This is a genomic window from Streptomyces sp. NPDC050703 (assembly GCF_040654435.1).
Lineage (GTDB): Bacteria > Actinomycetota > Actinomycetes > Streptomycetales > Streptomycetaceae > Streptomyces.
The window spans coordinates 1-14,967 of the sequence record NZ_JBFAHX010000039.1 but is presented as its reverse complement, the minus strand read 5'-3'; the positions used below and the strand labels follow the sequence as shown (position 1 = coordinate 14,967).

The window sequence follows — 14,967 nt, the reverse complement described above, 5'->3', positions numbered from 1 at the left end:
CGCCGCAGGGCGTGCCCGGGGCTCAGATCCCCGGCGCGTCCTGCGGCCCCCGCCCCGAGAGGACCTCTCCGTAGGCCTGCATCAGATCCGGCAGGCGCAGCGTGGCGAGGTCGTCGCGGGACGGCTCGCCGGGGTAGCCGGAGAGCCGCAGATCGCGGTAGGCGCAGCTCTTCTCGTACAGCGTGCGCAGGAACCGCCCGTTGCCCAGCTCGTCGATCCACGCCTGGTCGACGACGTGCCCGCTGATGGAGCGCAGCTCTTCGAGCGCCTCCTCGTCCCACACGTCGCCGTTCTCGGCCGCCAGCACTTCGCCGATGGCGGTCAGTTCGAGGGGGCGGTACGAGGGGAAGTCGACGCGCGTCGTGAAGCGCGAGGACAGGCCGGGGTTGGCGGCGAGCAGCCGGTCCATGCCCTCGGGGTAGCCCGCGAGGATCACGACGAGGTGGTGCCGGTTGTCCTCGGCCCGTTTGAGCAGTACCTGCAGGGCCTCGTCGCCGTAGGCGTCGCCCTTGCCGTACCCGGAGTTGGACAGGGAGTAGGCCTCGTCGACGAAGAGGACGCCGCCGATCGCGGAGTCGATCAGTTCGTTGGCCTTCACGGCGGTCTGGCCCAGGTACTCGCCGACCAGGTCGGCGCGTTGCGCCTCCACCAGGTGGTCGCCGCCGAGCAGCCCGAGCGCGTAGAAGACGCGGCCGAGGATGCGGGCCACGGTGGTCTTGCCGGTGCCCGAGGGCCCGGAGAAGACGAAGTGTCGTTTCGGCGGCTGCACAGGCAGTCCCTGCGCGGCCCGCAGCCGCGCCATGTTGAGCTGTGCGGAGAGCGCCTTGACCTGCCGCTTCACGGGTTCGAGGCCGACCATGCCCTCCAGTTCGGCGAGGGCGGCCTCCAGGAGGGCGGGGTCGGTGGAGCCCGGCGGGAGCTGCGGGGCGCCGTCCGGCTTGACCGGGACGATGGCCTTCTCGCGGACCGCGTCGGCGCCGGAGGGCCCCGCGGGGCCGCTGCCGCCCGGGCCCTGCGGGCCCGGCACGCCGCCGGCCGGGGGAGGCAGGGAGTCGGTCACCTTCACGTCGCGGCCCTCGCCGCCGAAGAACGTGTCGATGCCGTCCGGCCCTTCGAGGGCGTCCTGCCCCGCGCCCGCGAGGCTGATCGCGGCGGCGAGGTCGGCCGCCTCGTCGTAGCCGTCGCCCTCGGCGATGGCGGCGAGCCGCGCCGAGGTGTCCATGAAGGAGGCGTCGACCCGGTGCACCGCGCGGTACAGGGGGAGCGCCGCGGCCGAGCGTCCCGTGCCCTCGTGCGCCCTGGCCAGCCAGTACCGCAGCTCCTTGCGCTGCGGCTGTTCGCTGCGGCAGCGCATCAGGGCGGCGGAGAGCAGCGGCTCCGCCTGCCCGTACATCTCCAGGCGCACCCGGGCCATGCCGCCGAAGAGACCGGCCTCGATGCCCAGCATCGGGTCGTCGACCAGCGGGTCGGTGTGCCGTACGAGCTGGTCCCAGTCCTTGACGAGGTAGGCGCGGCAGGCGTGCAGGAAGCGGACCTGCGGGTCGGCGTCGACCGGCGGCAGCCCCGCGAGCGCCCGGTCGAGCTCGGGGACGTGGCGGCCGTCGAGCCAGTGCGAGGCGTGCGCGAGGAGCAGGTCGCGGGAGCTCTCCAGGACGGGCTGGACCCACCAGCCGAGCCAGTACCAGGAGTTGAGGGTCCGCGCGTGCCGCCTGCGCTGCTCGCCGAACCGCTCGCGGTACTGGAACATCCGCAGCAGTGCCGTCGTCGTGTCGATGCGTAACGCGTGCAGCCCGAGCCAGCCGTCGGCCATGCCGGGATCCATCCGGACCGCGGAGCGGAACTCCTCCTCCGCCTGTGGATAGGCGCCCATCGTGTAGGCGTCGACGCCCCTCAGCCAGGCGAGGTCGGCCGGGGCGGGTGTGCCCACCGCGTCGAAGTCCATCACGTCCCCCACAAACCGTGCCCCCGTGTGCGAACCGCCGGACCGGTGCCCGTCGGCCACTTCGTCGAACCGCCGTGCTGTGGACGGGAGTTGTCTCGGTGCACAGAGCAGCCGTCCGGAAAGGCGCACCGATGGGCATCGTACCTGCGGGGGAGCGGTCGGCCGTAGGGTGCCGCACCGCGAGATCGGCCGTGGGTGACCGCGGGGGAGCAGCCCCGATGGTGACCGAGGGTGAGCGAATGACGGCGCGTGGCGGCCGAAAATATGGGGCTGAGGGCAGAACGAAGCCCCCGATCACGGGGGAACAACCGGGGGCTTCGCGTCTGCGGCCGGTCCTTTCGGGACCGCACATTCAGAACGTAAGTCCTGTAAGGCCCCTGGGTCAAGCAGAGTTGAGGCACTCGTGGAAAAGTCTCGCGGCCGTCCGGAAGGCGTCTTCCGAACGTTCAGCGGACCGCCGACGGTCCTTCACACTCCGTGACCAGTCGGGTCCCTACTGGTGTCCCATGCGGCCCTTGCAGCACCTCGTATCCCTCGGGAAACTGCCGCACCAAAACGTCGGCGAAGGGCCGTGAGGGGTCCTCGGTGAAGTGCTGGAGCTCCGCGGGTTCCCACCCGTCCCAGAAATCCCGCTGGGCCGCCCCGTCCCGCAGGCGCCCGCGGCGCCACGCCGTCTCCCGCGCCACGTCCATCCACAGCACGGCGGCGAGGTGCGGCCGCAGCGCCTCGCGGCCGGCGCCGACCCCCTCGACGATCACCACGGGCGCGGGCGGCAGCGTCTGCTCGTCGGGGCCGAACCGGCGCCCGGACCAGTCGTACGCCGTGAAGCGCGCGGCCTCGCCGCGGGCGAGCGGCCCGAGGACCCACCGCCGCAGCCGGTCCGTCCAGGCGAACAGCTCGTCGTGGCAGGCGATGTCGTCGAGCCGCAGGACGGGCGCGCCGCCGAGCGCCCCGGCGAGGCGCCGCGCGAACGTGGACTTCCCCGATCCCGCGTGTCCGTCCACGGCGACCAGCCGGACGGGGCCGCAGGAGGGCGGCAGACGGCGCAGGGCGCCGGCGACGCGGGGCAGCGGGGTCAGCGGATCGCGCGGCTCGGGCGCCGTCGCGGGCAGGTCGGGGTTCATCCCGGCAAGCGTACGACCGCGGAAGGAGGTGTTCCGCGCGCCGCCGCAGGTCATGCCATTGGTTGAGGCCAATATAAGTGGGTGCGACGGTGCCCGAAGCGCTGGCAGGAGGCGGCGGGGAGCGGCCATAGTTGGCCCACTTCCGTGCACCTGACCGAGCCTTTCCCCATCCCGCAGGAAACCACGTCGACTGGGGGTCCCCTTGATGGACCGAGCTGACCGACCCGACCGAGCTGACGCCATGTCCCGCAGATCCGTCCTGGCCGCGGCCGCCGCCATGGCCGCCATCACGGCGGGCGCGGGCCCCGCGCTCGCCGTGCCGGGCGCGGGGCGGGGACACGGCCGCCCGCGCGCCGACCGGCACGTGGACAACCGCTTCTGGACCACGGCCGCGCACTGGCGCACCGGGACCGCGGAGGGCACGGCCGTCGCCGCGGGCGCCCGGCCCGGGCTGCGCGTCGCCGAGGCCGCGGGCCGCACCGAGTACGCGGACCCGCACACCGGCAGGACGGCCACCTGGGAGTACGCCCGGTGGACCTCGCCCGTCCACCGCTCCACCGTCCCCGCGACGGAGCTGATCGCCTCCTGGAACGCGGACACGCCCACGGGCACCTGGCTCCAGACCGAGCTGCGGGGCACGTACGACGACGGGACCATGACCCCCTGGTACGTGATGGGCCGCTGGGCCTCGGGGGACGACAAGGACAAGGACATCCGGCGGACCTCCGTCGACGACCAGACCGACGGCAGGTCCACGGTCTGGACGGACACGCTGTCGCTGGACGACGCCGCGGCGGGGCCCCGTGTCGTCTCGTACCAGCTGCGCCTCACGCTGTACCGCAGGCCGGGGGCGAGCGTGACGCCCACGGTCTGGCGGGCCGGCGCGATGGCCTCCGCGGTGCCCGACCGCTTCACGGTCCCGGCGTCGAGGCCGGGGCTCGCCAAGGAGCTGAAGGTCCCGCGGTACTCGCAGGAGATCCACGCGGGCCAGTACCCCGAGTACGACAACGGCGGCGAGGCGTGGTGCAGCCCCACCTCCTCGCAGATGATCATCGAGTACTGGGGCCGGCGGCCCACGCCGGCCGATCTGGCCTGGGTCGACCCCTCCTACGCCGACCCGCAGGTCTGCCACGCGGCCCGTCAGACGTTCGACTACCAGTACGACGGCTGCGGCAACTGGCCCTTCAACGCGGCGTACGCGGCCACGTACAGGGACCTCCAGGGCGTCGTGACCCGCCTCGCCTCGCTGACGGAGCTGGAGACGCTGATCGCCGCGGGCATCCCGGTCATCACGTCGCAGTCCTTCCTCAAGGAGGAGCTGACGGGTGCCGGGTACGGCACGGCGGGCCACCTGATGACCGTCATCGGCTTCACGGCCGGCGGCGACGTCGTCGCCAACGACCCGGCGTCCCCCAGCAACCCGGCGGTGCGCCGCGTCTACAAGCGCCGGGAGTGGGAGAACATCTGGCTCCGCACCAAGCGCAAGAACGCCGCGGGCAAGGTCGTCTCCGGCACCGGCGGCGTCTGCTACCTGTACTTCCCGACGAAGCTGAGCGCGGCGCAGAAGAAGGCGCTGGCGGCCGTCGGCGTCAAGTGAGGGGCTGACCGGCCGGGGATGCGGGCGTCCGCGTCCGCACCCCCGGCACCCCCGGCACCCCGGCCCCCGCATCACGTCACCGGGTCGACCACCCAGTCGGGGTGCCCCGGCATCGGCGGGGTCTTCGAGCCGTACAGCCACGGGTGGAGGAAGCCTTCGAGGTCCTCGCCCGCGACCTTCGACGCCAGGGCGATGAACTGCCGCGTGCTCGCCGCGCGGCCCTTGAAGCCGCTCACCCAGGCGCGCTCGATCTTCTGGAACGTGGCCTCGCCCACCTCCTCGCGCAGCGCGTACAGGACGAGTGCGGAGCCGTCGTACCGCATGCGCTTGAAGAGGTTCGGCTCGGTCGGCTCGGCGGGGGCGCCGAAGTCCTTGCGCCACTGGTCGTGGGCCGCGTAGGCCGTCTTCATGGCGGCCTCGAAGCTGTCTCCGCCGTGGGCCTCCGAGTACAGCCGCTCGTAGAACCGGGCGTGCCCTTCGCTCACCCAGAGGTCCGACCAGCTCTTGAGGGCCACGCTGTCGCCGAACCACTGATGGGCCAGCTCGTGCACCATGTTCCGCTCGGCGTCGACCTTGGTGCCGAGCAGGTCCGCCTTGGGGACGAGCGAGAGCGTCTGCGTCTCCAGGGCGACGCCGAGGTCGGTGTCGCCGACCAGGATGCCGTAGCGGTCGAACGGATAGGGGCCGAGCCGCTCCTCCAGCCACTTCAGGTGTTCGGGCGTGAGCGCGCGGTGGGCGGCGGTCGGTCCGACGAGGGACTCCGGCACGACGTCCCGCAGCGGGAGACCGCCGGGTCCCTCGCTCTCGACCAGCTCGAACCTGCCCACGGCGAGCTGGACGAGCTGCGTGGAGAGCGGCTGCCCGGAGTCGTACGTCCAGCGCAGCCTGCCGCCGGGGGCCCGGGTGCGCGAGACCAGCCTGCCGTTGGCGACGGCCGTGCGGTCGCCGGGCGTGGTGATGCGGAAGGTGATCGGCGCGCGCTGACCGGGGTGGTCGTTGCCGGGGAAGATCAGCCGGGAGCCGTTGGGCTGCGGGTAGACGACCGTGCCGTCGGGGGTGGGTATCCAGCCGTAGTCCTCGATGGCGTCGTCGCGGTGCCGGGTCTGCGTCGGGTCGGCGGTGTAGGTGACCTTGACGGTGAAGGAGGCGCCGTGGGCGATCGGGGATTTCGGCGTCACGGTCAGCTCGTCGCCGTCCCGTACGGCGTCCGCCTTCGCGCCGTTCACCGTCACGGTGTGCAGGGTGTTGCCCGCGAAGTCCAGGTTGAAGCGCGAGAGCGCCTGGGTGGAGGTCGCATCGATGGTCGTCGCCGCCTCGAACGGCGTCCTCGGCGCCTGCCAGTCGAAGTCCAGGTAGTAGCGGTCCACGCGGTAGCCGCCGTTCCCGTCCAGCGGGAACAGCGGGTCACCGAGGCCGGGCGCGCCCGGCGTGGGCTTCCGGGCCGGGGCGTCGGGGGCCCCGGCGGCCTGGGAGGCGGGAGCGGTGAGGGCGGCCGTCACGGCGATCGCCGCCGCGAGGGCGAGCCGTGCTCCACGGTGGGACGTCCGGTAGGTGCTCATCGGGAACCTCTCGGTCGGATGCTGTCCGTTCGTGCGTCGTGTCACGGTTCAGACGCACGGCGAGGCCGGCCGGTTGTGGGGTGACCAAGCTCTCTCCCGCAACCGGCCGCGCGGCTGGCATGGTGGAGGGGTCCTGTGGGGGGAAGCCGCTGGTACTCGGACCAGTCGGCCCAGTCGAACGTCAGCGAGAAGACATGACCGCGACCTCTGCCACCGCTGTCCGCGTGCACGCCCGTACCGGCGGCCCCAAGGAAGACGGACCCCACCTGTTCGAGCACCTCGCGGGCTGGACGCTCGTCGTCGTCCTGGCGATGCTCGTCACCCAGGCCGGTCTGCTCTGACCGGCGCACGCGTGCGAGGGGGGTGGGAGCCGCGGTCCGCGGCTCCCACCCCCCTCGCGGGTGTCGCCCGCGTCAGTTGATGGCCTTGATCAGCTCACCGTTGGCCGTGTCGCCGCTGAGCTCCCAGAAGAACGTGCCGCCGAGTCCCTGCTGGTTCTTGTAGGTCATCTTCCCCGCGATGGTGGCCGGGGTGTCGTAGCTCCACCAGTTGTTGCCGCAGTGCGCGTACGCGGTCCCGCCGACCGTGCCGTTGGCCGGGCACTTGGTCTTCAGCACCTTGTAGTCGTCGATGCCCTGCTCGTACTTGCCCGCCGCCGGGCCCGTCGCCGTGCCGCCGGGCGCCTTCTGCGTGACGCCCGTCCAGCCGCGGCCGTAGAAGCCGATGCCGAGCAGCAGCTTGTTCGCGGGGATGCCGAGGCCCTTGAGCTTCTTGATGGTGGCGTCGGAGTCGTAGCCCTGCTTCGGTATGCCGCTGTAGGACGTGAGCGGCGAGTGCGGGGCCGTCGGGCCCTTCGCGTCCCAGGCGCCGAAGTAGTCGTACGTCATCGGGTTGTACCAGTCGACGTACTGGGCGGCGCCCGCGTAGTCGGCCGCGTCGAGCTTGCCGCCGGCCGAGGCGTCGGCCGGGATCGCCGCGGTCACGAGGTTGCCGCTGCCGAACTTCGAACGGACCGCGGACATCAGCTTCTTGTACGCGTCGCGCCCGCTGGTGTCACACGTCAGGCCGCAGGCGTTCGGGTACTCCCAGTCGATGTCGATGCCGTCGAAGACATCGGCCCACTTGGAGTTCTCGACCAGGTCGTAGCAGGACTTGGCGAACGCCTCGGGGTTCTTCGCGGCCTCGGTGAACCCGCCCGACCAGGTCCAGCCGCCGAAGGACCACAGCACCTTGAGGTTCGGGTGCTTCTTCTTCAGCTTGCGGAGCTGGTTGAAGTTGCCGCGCAGGGGCTGGTCCCAGGTGTCGGCGACGCCGTCCACCGACTGGTCGGCGGTGTAGGCCTTGTCCGTGGCCGCGTAGGCGTCGCCCATCGCGCACTTGCCGCCCTGGACGTTGCCGAAGGAGTAGTTGATGTGCGTCAGCTTGTTCGCGGAGCCGGACGTCTCGATGTTCTTGACGTGGTAGTTCCGGTCGTAGACGCCCCACTCGGTGAAGTAGCCGACGACCTTGGAGCCCGCGGCGGCCTTCTGCTCCGGGGCGGCGCTCTGCCCGGCGGACGCGGTGCCCGCCCCGGCGAGCAGGCCCGCGCCGAGGACGACGGAACAGGCGGTGGCGACGAGGGCCCGGAAGCCGGTGCGGGAAGTGTGCGGTCTGAGCATCGTGTCTCCTCGTGGGGGGAGGGAGGACCCTGCGAAGGGGAAGGGGCTGTGGTGCTGTGGACCTGCGCTGCGCCAGGCGCGGGAGGGCCCGCTCGGCATGGTTCCCACGCTTGGCATGAACGCGGTGAAACGTTCGGGGGAACAGTAGGAGGACTAGACCAGTGCGGTCAATGGTGCGTACCAATGCGGACGCCTCGGCGGCCCCGGCGGCAATCTCGCATCATCTTTCGAGTAAGCGGTCGTTAACTAGTGACTGGCTGCCGCCGATCGGGCATACTCAACGCGCCACAGCCGCTGGTCAGCCGCTTCCGTGACCCGGAAGGAGACCCTGGCTCGGCATCGTTACCCGGCGGCGCCGCCTCACCCTGCGCGGGCGCCCGTCGTAGCCCCACAGGGAGGAGAGCGACATGCCCGACCACGCCTTGCAGCCGGTGGAACGTCAGCTGCCCACGGACGAGGCCAGGGATCTGCTCTCGCTCGTCCGGGACATAGTCCAGCGCGAGATCGCACCGAGGGCGGCCGACGAGGAGGACACCGGGCACTTCCCGCGCGAACTCTTCACGCTGCTCTCCGCGTCGGGTCTGCTCGGCCTCCCCTACTCCTCCGAGTTCGGCGGCGGCGACCAGCCCTACGAGGTCTACCTCCAGGTGCTCGAAGAGCTCGCCGCGGCCCGGCTGACGGTCGGCCTCGGTGTCAGCGTCCACTCCCTGTCCTGCCACGCCCTGGCCAGGTACGGGACCAAGGAGCAGCGAGCCGCGCACCTGCCCGACATGCTCGGCGGCGGCCTGCTCGGCGCGTACTGCCTCTCCGAGCCCTCGTCCGGCTCCGACGCCGCCTCGCTGCGCACCAAGGCGGTGCGCGAGGGCGACGACTGGGTGCTCACCGGCACCAAGGCGTGGATCACGCACGGCGGCGTCGCCGACTTCTACACCGTCCTCGCCCGCACCGGCGGCGAGGGCGCCCGCGGCGTCACGGCGTTCCTGGTGCCGGGCGACGCCGAGGGCCTCTCCGCGGCGCCGCCCGAGAAGAAGATGGGCATGAAGGGCTCGCCCACCGCCCAGATCCACTTCGACGGCGTCCGCGTGCCCGACTCCCGCCGCATCGGCGAGGAGGGCCACGGCTTCGCGATCGCGCTCTCCGCGCTGGAATCGGGGCGGCTCGGCATCGCGGCCTGTGCGATCGGCGTGGCCCAGGCGGCACTCGACGAGGCGCTCTCGTACGCCACGGAGCGGCGGCAGTTCGGCCGGCCCATCGCGGACTTCCAGGGCCTTCGCTTCATGCTCGCGGACATGGCGACGCAGATCGAGGCGGGCCGCGCGCTCTACCTGTCCGCGGCGCGGCTGCGGGACGCGGGCCGGCCGTTCTCCAAGCAGGCGGCGATGGCGAAGCTGCTCTGCACGGACGCCGCGATGAAGGTGACGACCGACGCCGTGCAGGTCCTCGGCGGGTACGGCTACACCGCCGACTTCCCCGTCGAGCGCTTCATGCGCGAGGCCAAGGTGCTCCAGATCGTGGAGGGCACCAATCAGATCCAGCGCATGGTCATCGCGCGTCACCTCGCGGGTCCCGACTCCCGCTGAACGGACCGTGCGGCACCGGCGGCGCCGTGAGCATGCACCACTCCGGGTCGTGGCGCCCCGGCAGGGTCCGGTCGCGGTCGGCCCAGATCCGGATCAGGGCGCGGTAGATCGGCGGGTCCTGGAGGTGCGGCTGCGGCGGCTGCTGGACGGCCGGGGGCGGCTGGTAGGCGGTGTGGTGCGCCTGCGGGTACATCGCCTGGTACGTCTGCTGCGGCTGGGGCTGCCGTGACGGGCGGGGCTGCTGCCAGTGCTGCTGCGGCAGTTCGGCCTGCGGGGGCTGCGGAGTCCGCGGGGCACGCCCGGCCCCCCGGGTAACCGATTCTGCGGAGGCGGGCACCATCACCAGGGTGCGTCGTCGGTGGCCGGTGGGGACGTGCGTCGGACCGCTGTCCGTAGAGGTCATGCCGGGCCAACGCCCGCCGCGCCCCCGAAGTCACCGCTTCCCGGATTCGGGCGTCAGTTCAGAGGGTGCGCGGGTGGGGCGGCGTGTCCGACCGCGCCACGGCGGCCCGGCGGCCGTGGCGCGGGTCGGTCGCGAGGGTGCCGGGCCGGGCCCGGCGGCCGCTCAGGCCGCGGGCCGGTCCTGCCGCGGTACGCGGAAGGGGCGCGAACCGGGACCGCCCACGTGCGAGAACGGCTGCGTCCGCCAGTCGAGCCCCTGAGGGAGCGTCAACAGCAGGGCCGTGTCCTGCTCCTGGGCCTCCATCGTCTCGTCGGCGGGCTTCGCGTCGGTCGCCGCGCGTCCGGTGCCCGCGCAGACCGTGAGCCCGAACGGGTTCCACGGAGTGGGGCACAGCGCGTGCTCCGGCAGGACGTCCTCGTCGGCCAGGAGCGCGATCGGCTGCCCGCAGTCGGGGCAGGTCACGCGGTACATCTCGAAGGTGTCGTACGCGTCGAGAAGGGCGTCAGCCGGTTCGACGCCCTCCGGCTCGGGCTCTGCGACCGGCTGCTGCTTCGCGCGTGCGGCACGGGCGGGACGCTTCAGATTCTGCATGGGACTCTCCCCCTTGGGTGGGCCGACAAGGCACCGCGGCCTCGACCACAGCAAGCACTTCCCGTCCCGTCGTAGGGGTAATCGTGACATCTCCCGGGACACGGCCGAAGGGATGTGTCCTTCGTCACATGCCGGGGGGAGTTGCCTGGCGGGAGGCGTTCCGGTGGCCACCGGAGGAACACGGGCGAACGCGCGTCCCGCACACCCCGCGTGCCGCTCGGGTATCCCGGGGGATCACGCGCCCTGTAGGTTCACGGCATGGAGGAGCTGGACCGACAGATCGTGCAGCTGCTCGTCAAGGACGGGCGGATGAGCTACACCGACCTGGGCAAGGCCACGGGCCTGTCCACGTCGGCCGTGCACCAGCGGGTACGCCGCCTGGAGCAGCGGGGCGTGATCCGCGGCTATGCCGCGGTCGTCGACCCCGAGGCCGTCGGGCTGCCCCTGACCGCCTTCATCTCGGTCAAGCCGTTCGACCCCAGCGCCCCCGACGACATCGCCGAACGCCTCGCGGGCGTCCCGGAGATCGAGGCCTGCCACAGCGTCGCGGGCGACGAGAACTACATCCTCAAGGTGCGGGTCGCCACCCCGCTGGAGCTGGAGCACCTGCTCAGCAGGTTGCGCGCGCTCGCCGGCGTCTCCACACGCACCACCGTCGTGCTCTCCACGCCCTACGAGGCCCGCCCGCCGCAGCTCTGACCCCGGCACGCCCGGCGGGCCACCCCGGCGTCGGGCGCCCGCACGCAGGGGCGAGACTGGACCCATGAGTGAGAGCACCGCCCCCGGGACCGACCCGCGGGACCCCGACGCCCCCCAGGGACACCGCACCGTGCTGCTGCGCGGCGGCGAGGTCCACAGCCCCGCCGACCCGTTCGCCACCGCGATGGTCGTCGAACGCGGACATGTCGCCTGGGTCGGCTCCGAGGGAGCGGCCGACGCCTTCGCCGCCGGCGTCGACGAGGTGGTCGACCTCGAAGGCGCCCTGGTCACCCCGGCGTTCACGGACGCCCACGTGCACACGACGGCCACCGGCCTCGCGCTGACGGGACTCGACCTCTCCGGGGCCCGCTCCCTGGACGAGGCGCTCGTTCTCGTACGCGAACACACCGCCGCGAGGCCGCACGACGAGGTGCTGCTCGGCCACGGCTGGGACGCCGCCCGCTGGCCCGGCGGCCGCCCGCCCACGCGCGAGGAGCTCGACGAGGCCACCGGCGGCCGGCCGCTCTACCTCTCCCGCATCGACGTCCACTCGGCGGTCGCCACCACCGCCCTGCTCGACCTGGTGCCCGGCGTCACCGCGCGGACCGGCTTCCACCGGGACGCCCCGCTGACCGACGACGCCCACCACGGCGTGCGGGCCGCGGCCCTCGCCGCCGTCACCCCCGCCCAGCGCGAGGAGGCCCAGCGGGTCGCCCTGCGGCACGCCGCCTCCCTCGGCATCGGCTCCGTCCACGAGTGCGCGGGGCCCGAGATCTCCGACGAGGACGACTTCACCGGGCTGCTGCGGCTCGCCGCCGACGAGGCCGGGCCGCGCGTGATCGGCTACTGGGCCGAACACGGCCCCGAAGGCGTGGCACGCGCGCGTGAGCTGGGCGCGGCCGGCGCCGCGGGCGATCTCTTCGTGGACGGCGCCCTGGGCTCGCACACCGCCTGCCTGCACCAGCCCTACGCCGACGGCGACCACACCGGCACGGCCCACCTGGACGCCGCCGCCGTTGCGGCCCACGTCGTGGCGTGCACCGAGGCGGGCCTCCAGGCGGGCTTCCACGCCATCGGGGACGCCGCGGTGAGCTCCGTGGCCGACGGCATGCGCCGGGCCGCCGAGAAGGTCGGCCCGGCCCGCGTACGGGCCGCCAGGCACCGCGTGGAGCACGCCGAGATGCTCACGCCGGACACCGTGGCCGCCTTCGCCGAGTTCGGCCTCACCGCGTCCGTGCAGCCGGCCTTCGACGCCCTGTGGGGCGGCGAGTACGGCATGTACGCCCAGCGCCTCGGGGCCGAGCGCGCGCGCACCCTCAACCCGTTCGCGGCCCTGCTGCGCGCGGGCGTGCCCCTGGCCTTCGGCTCCGACAGCCCGGTCACGCCGCTCGACCCCTGGGGCACGGTCCGCGCCGCCGCCTTCCACCGCACGCCCGAGCACCGCGTCTCGGCGCGGGCCGCGTTCACCGCCCACACGCGGGGCGGCTGGCGGGCGGTCGGCCGCGACGACGCCGGCGTCCTGGTGCCCGGCGCGCCCGCGGACTACGCCGTGTGGCGCACCTCCGATCTGGTGGTGCAGGCCCCGGACGACCGGGTCGCCCGCTGGTCGACCGACCCGCGCTCGGGCACGCCCGGTCTGCCCGACCTCTCGCCGGGGGCCGAACTCCCCGTCTGCCTGCGCACGGTGGTGGCCGGACGGCAGGTCTACGTGCGGCCACAAGAGTGATGTCACGGCGGTGCGCGGCACCGCTCACGGCCCCGCGCGGCTCCGTACTGCCGGGGAATCCCGGGCGCTGACCCGGCGGCCCCGGAGGACACCGCAGTTCACGGGGCTATTGACAGGGAGCCGTCGCGGGCCGGTAGGTTCGGCCGGGTCCACCACAGGACGTCCGACCGGCGAACCTCCACGCGGTCGTCGAACGCCGCTGGGTCACGGGCGGTGTGCCGCACCGGCACACCACCACCGGGAGCCAGGTCCAGCGCCCGCGACGCGGAGAAGAGGGAACGCATCAGCCGGCCGGCAGGTGGAACTCGGGTGGGGCCCGGACGCTCAGTAGACAACGGCTCTCGGTCGATCCGCAGCCAGCGGGTCCCAGGCCGGCCCGAAGGGCGCCGGGCCCTGATCCGCACGGCACGTGAGCCCCGACCCCGTGCCGACGCTGCGGCGCAGGCCGCGGCCACTATGGTGGTCCTCTGCGTACGAACGAAGGGGCAGTAGTGAACGACGGCGGTCGGGTCTCCGAAGCGGGGGACCAGGGGAGGCAGTTCGGCTCGCTCGGCACGGCCTTGGTGATCATTCCGACCTACGACGAGGCGGAGAACATCAAGTCCATCGTCGGCCGGGTGCGGGCCGCGGTCCCGGACGCGCACGTCCTGGTGGCCGACGACAACAGCCCCGACGGCACGGGCAAGATCGCCGATGAGCTCGCGGCCGGCGACGACCAGGTGCACGTGCTGCACCGCAAGGGCAAGGAAGGGCTCGGCGCCGCCTATCTGGCGGGCTTCCGCTGGGGCCTGGAGAACGACTACGGCGTCCTCATCGAGATGGACGCGGACGGCTCCCACCAGCCCGAGGAACTGCCGCGGCTCCTGACCGCGCTCAAGGGCGCCGACCTCGTGCTCGGCTCGCGCTGGGTGCCGGGCGGCCGGGTGGTCAACTGGCCCAAGCACCGCGAGTTCATCTCGCGGGGCGGCAGCACGTACTCGCGCCTCCTGCTCGACGTGCCGATCCGCGACGTGACGGGCGGCTACCGCGCCTTCCGCCGCGAGACCCTCGAAGGGCTCGGCCTCGGCGAGGTCGAGTCGCAGGGCTACTGCTTCCAGGTCGACCTGGCGCGCCGCGCCGTCAAGGCGGGCTACCACGTCGTCGAGGTGCCCATCACCTTCGTCGAGCGGGAGCTGGGCGACAGCAAGATGAGCCAGAACATCGTGGTCGAGGCGCTGTGGCGGGTCACGGCCTGGGGCGTCGGCGAGCGCGTGGGCCGGGCCATCGGCCGCAAGCAGCCCTGAGGACCCGTGTCATGACCCGCGGCCGCTTCGTGATCATCCCCCTTATCCCGGCCTGAGGCGGGGCCAGGCACACTGGGGGCATGACGAATGGCGCACCGCCTCCCCTCCGCCCCGCCGGGCCCCGCCGCCGCTCAGGACCGCTGAGGTATCTGCCGCTCGGCGTCGCCGCCTGGCTGGTCCTGGAGATCTGGCTGCTCACGGTCGTGGCGGGCGCCACGAGCGGGTTCGTGGTCTTCCTGCTCCTGGTGGGCGGCCTGCTGCTCGGCTCCGCGGTGATCAAGCGGGCGGGGCGCAGGGCGTTCCGCAAGCTCCAGGAGGCCGTGCAACAGCAGCAGAGCGGCATCACCCCCACCGAGGAGCGTCGGGGCGGTGGCGGCGCCCTGACGATGCTGGGCGGCCTGCTGATCATCCTGCCGGGACTGATCTCGGACGCCCTGGGGCTGATCCTGCTCGTGCCGCCGGTCCAGAAGGCGCTGGGGCGGTATGCGGAGCGCACCTTCGAGCGCAAGGTCCGCGAGGCGACGCCCGGCGGCTTCGGGGACGCCTTCCAGCAGGCCCGGATGCACCGCCCCGACGGCAAGGTCGTGCCCGGCGAGGTCGTCAGGGACGACGAGCCGCCGCGCGGCCCGCGCCCCGACGGCCCGCGCCTCCCGCGCTGAGGCGGCTCCGGCGAGGCGACCGCGGCACACGCGGGACGCGACGCACGCGAACGCTCAGGTCGTACGCATACTCAAGGGTGCTGTTCTCCATGCCCGTAATCCTGCGCCACTGAGTCGATCAGGGCCAGGGAATCCTTTGGACTGAG

At 72.9% G+C, this 14,967-nt stretch carries 13 protein-coding genes; 7 read left to right on the top strand and 6 right to left on the bottom strand.

Features of this window, described 5'->3' with window-relative positions:
• Positions 1-22 precede the first annotated feature (22 nt).
• Together AB0I16_RS28360 and AB0I16_RS28355 are read right to left on the bottom strand one after the other, a co-directional pair.
• Positions 23-1,942 (bottom strand): AAA family ATPase, encoded by a 1,920-nt coding sequence (locus AB0I16_RS28360; protein WP_363252444.1) that lies wholly within the window; start codon positions 1,940-1,942, stop codon positions 23-25.
• A 446-nt stretch (positions 1,943-2,388) separates the two neighbouring features.
• Positions 2,389-3,066, bottom strand: coding sequence for a hypothetical protein (locus tag AB0I16_RS28355; protein ID WP_363252443.1), 678 nt, complete (start codon positions 3,064-3,066; stop codon positions 2,389-2,391).
• A gap of 205 nt (positions 3,067-3,271) precedes the next feature.
• On the opposite strand from AB0I16_RS28355, the gene AB0I16_RS28350 reads away from it, so the two are divergent.
• Positions 3,272-4,663, top strand: coding sequence for a peptidase C39 family protein (locus tag AB0I16_RS28350; RefSeq protein WP_363252442.1), 1,392 nt, complete (start codon positions 3,272-3,274; stop codon positions 4,661-4,663).
• A gap of 71 nt (positions 4,664-4,734) precedes the next feature.
• Here AB0I16_RS28350 and AB0I16_RS28345 read toward each other — a convergent pair whose 3' ends face one another.
• Entirely contained in the window at positions 4,735-6,222 is a 1,488-nt protein-coding gene (locus tag AB0I16_RS28345) for a M1 family metallopeptidase (protein ID WP_363252441.1), read from the bottom strand.
• 194 nt (positions 6,223-6,416) lie between these two features.
• On the opposite strand from AB0I16_RS28345, the gene AB0I16_RS28340 reads away from it, so the two are divergent.
• Positions 6,417-6,563: an SCO1431 family membrane protein gene (locus tag AB0I16_RS28340; protein ID WP_363252440.1), complete on the top strand. Its 147-nt coding sequence runs from the start codon at positions 6,417-6,419 to the stop codon at positions 6,561-6,563.
• A gap of 72 nt (positions 6,564-6,635) precedes the next feature.
• On the opposite strand, the gene AB0I16_RS28335 is transcribed toward AB0I16_RS28340, so the two are convergent.
• Positions 6,636-7,880, bottom strand: a complete 1,245-nt coding sequence (locus tag AB0I16_RS28335) for a glycoside hydrolase family 18 protein (protein WP_363252439.1) — start codon at positions 7,878-7,880, stop codon at positions 6,636-6,638.
• Positions 7,881-8,287: 407 nt separating this feature from the next.
• Between AB0I16_RS28335 and AB0I16_RS28330 the strand changes: the two genes are divergently transcribed.
• Positions 8,288-9,460 carry an acyl-CoA dehydrogenase family protein gene (locus AB0I16_RS28330; RefSeq protein WP_363252438.1) on the top strand — a complete coding sequence of 391 codons (1,173 nt, stop codon included), beginning with the start codon at positions 8,288-8,290 and terminating at the stop codon, positions 9,458-9,460.
• Here the strand turns inward: AB0I16_RS28330 and AB0I16_RS28325 are convergent.
• Together AB0I16_RS28325 and AB0I16_RS28320 are read right to left on the bottom strand one after the other, a co-directional pair.
• Positions 9,423-9,653, bottom strand: a complete 231-nt coding sequence (locus AB0I16_RS28325; RefSeq protein WP_363252485.1) for a hypothetical protein — start codon at positions 9,651-9,653, stop codon at positions 9,423-9,425. The two genes, AB0I16_RS28330 and AB0I16_RS28325, sit on opposite strands and share 38 nt — an antisense overlap.
• A gap of 372 nt (positions 9,654-10,025) precedes the next feature.
• Positions 10,026-10,454, bottom strand: a complete 429-nt coding sequence (locus AB0I16_RS28320) for a hypothetical protein (RefSeq protein ID WP_363252437.1) — start codon at positions 10,452-10,454, stop codon at positions 10,026-10,028.
• Between the two features lie 258 nt (positions 10,455-10,712).
• Here AB0I16_RS28320 and AB0I16_RS28315 point away from each other — a divergent pair, with 258 nt between their 5' ends.
• The 4 genes from AB0I16_RS28315 to fxsA all read left to right on the top strand — a co-directional run bounded on the left by AB0I16_RS28315 (position 10,713) and on the right by fxsA (position 14,821).
• The gene (locus AB0I16_RS28315) at positions 10,713-11,153 is read left to right on the top strand and encodes an Lrp/AsnC family transcriptional regulator (RefSeq protein WP_062779655.1); all 441 of its coding nucleotides are present in this window, start codon (positions 10,713-10,715) and stop codon (positions 11,151-11,153) included.
• A 64-nt stretch (positions 11,154-11,217) separates the two neighbouring features.
• Positions 11,218-12,879: an amidohydrolase gene (locus AB0I16_RS28310; protein WP_363252436.1), complete on the top strand. Its 1,662-nt coding sequence runs from the start codon at positions 11,218-11,220 to the stop codon at positions 12,877-12,879.
• Between the two features lie 491 nt (positions 12,880-13,370).
• Complete coding sequence (locus AB0I16_RS28305) at positions 13,371-14,162, top strand: polyprenol monophosphomannose synthase (protein WP_363252435.1); 792 nt, start codon at positions 13,371-13,373, stop codon at positions 14,160-14,162.
• A gap of 80 nt (positions 14,163-14,242) precedes the next feature.
• Entirely contained in the window at positions 14,243-14,821 is a 579-nt protein-coding gene (gene fxsA / locus AB0I16_RS28300; RefSeq protein WP_363252434.1) for an FxsA family membrane protein, read from the top strand.
• Positions 14,822-14,967 lie beyond the last annotated feature (146 nt).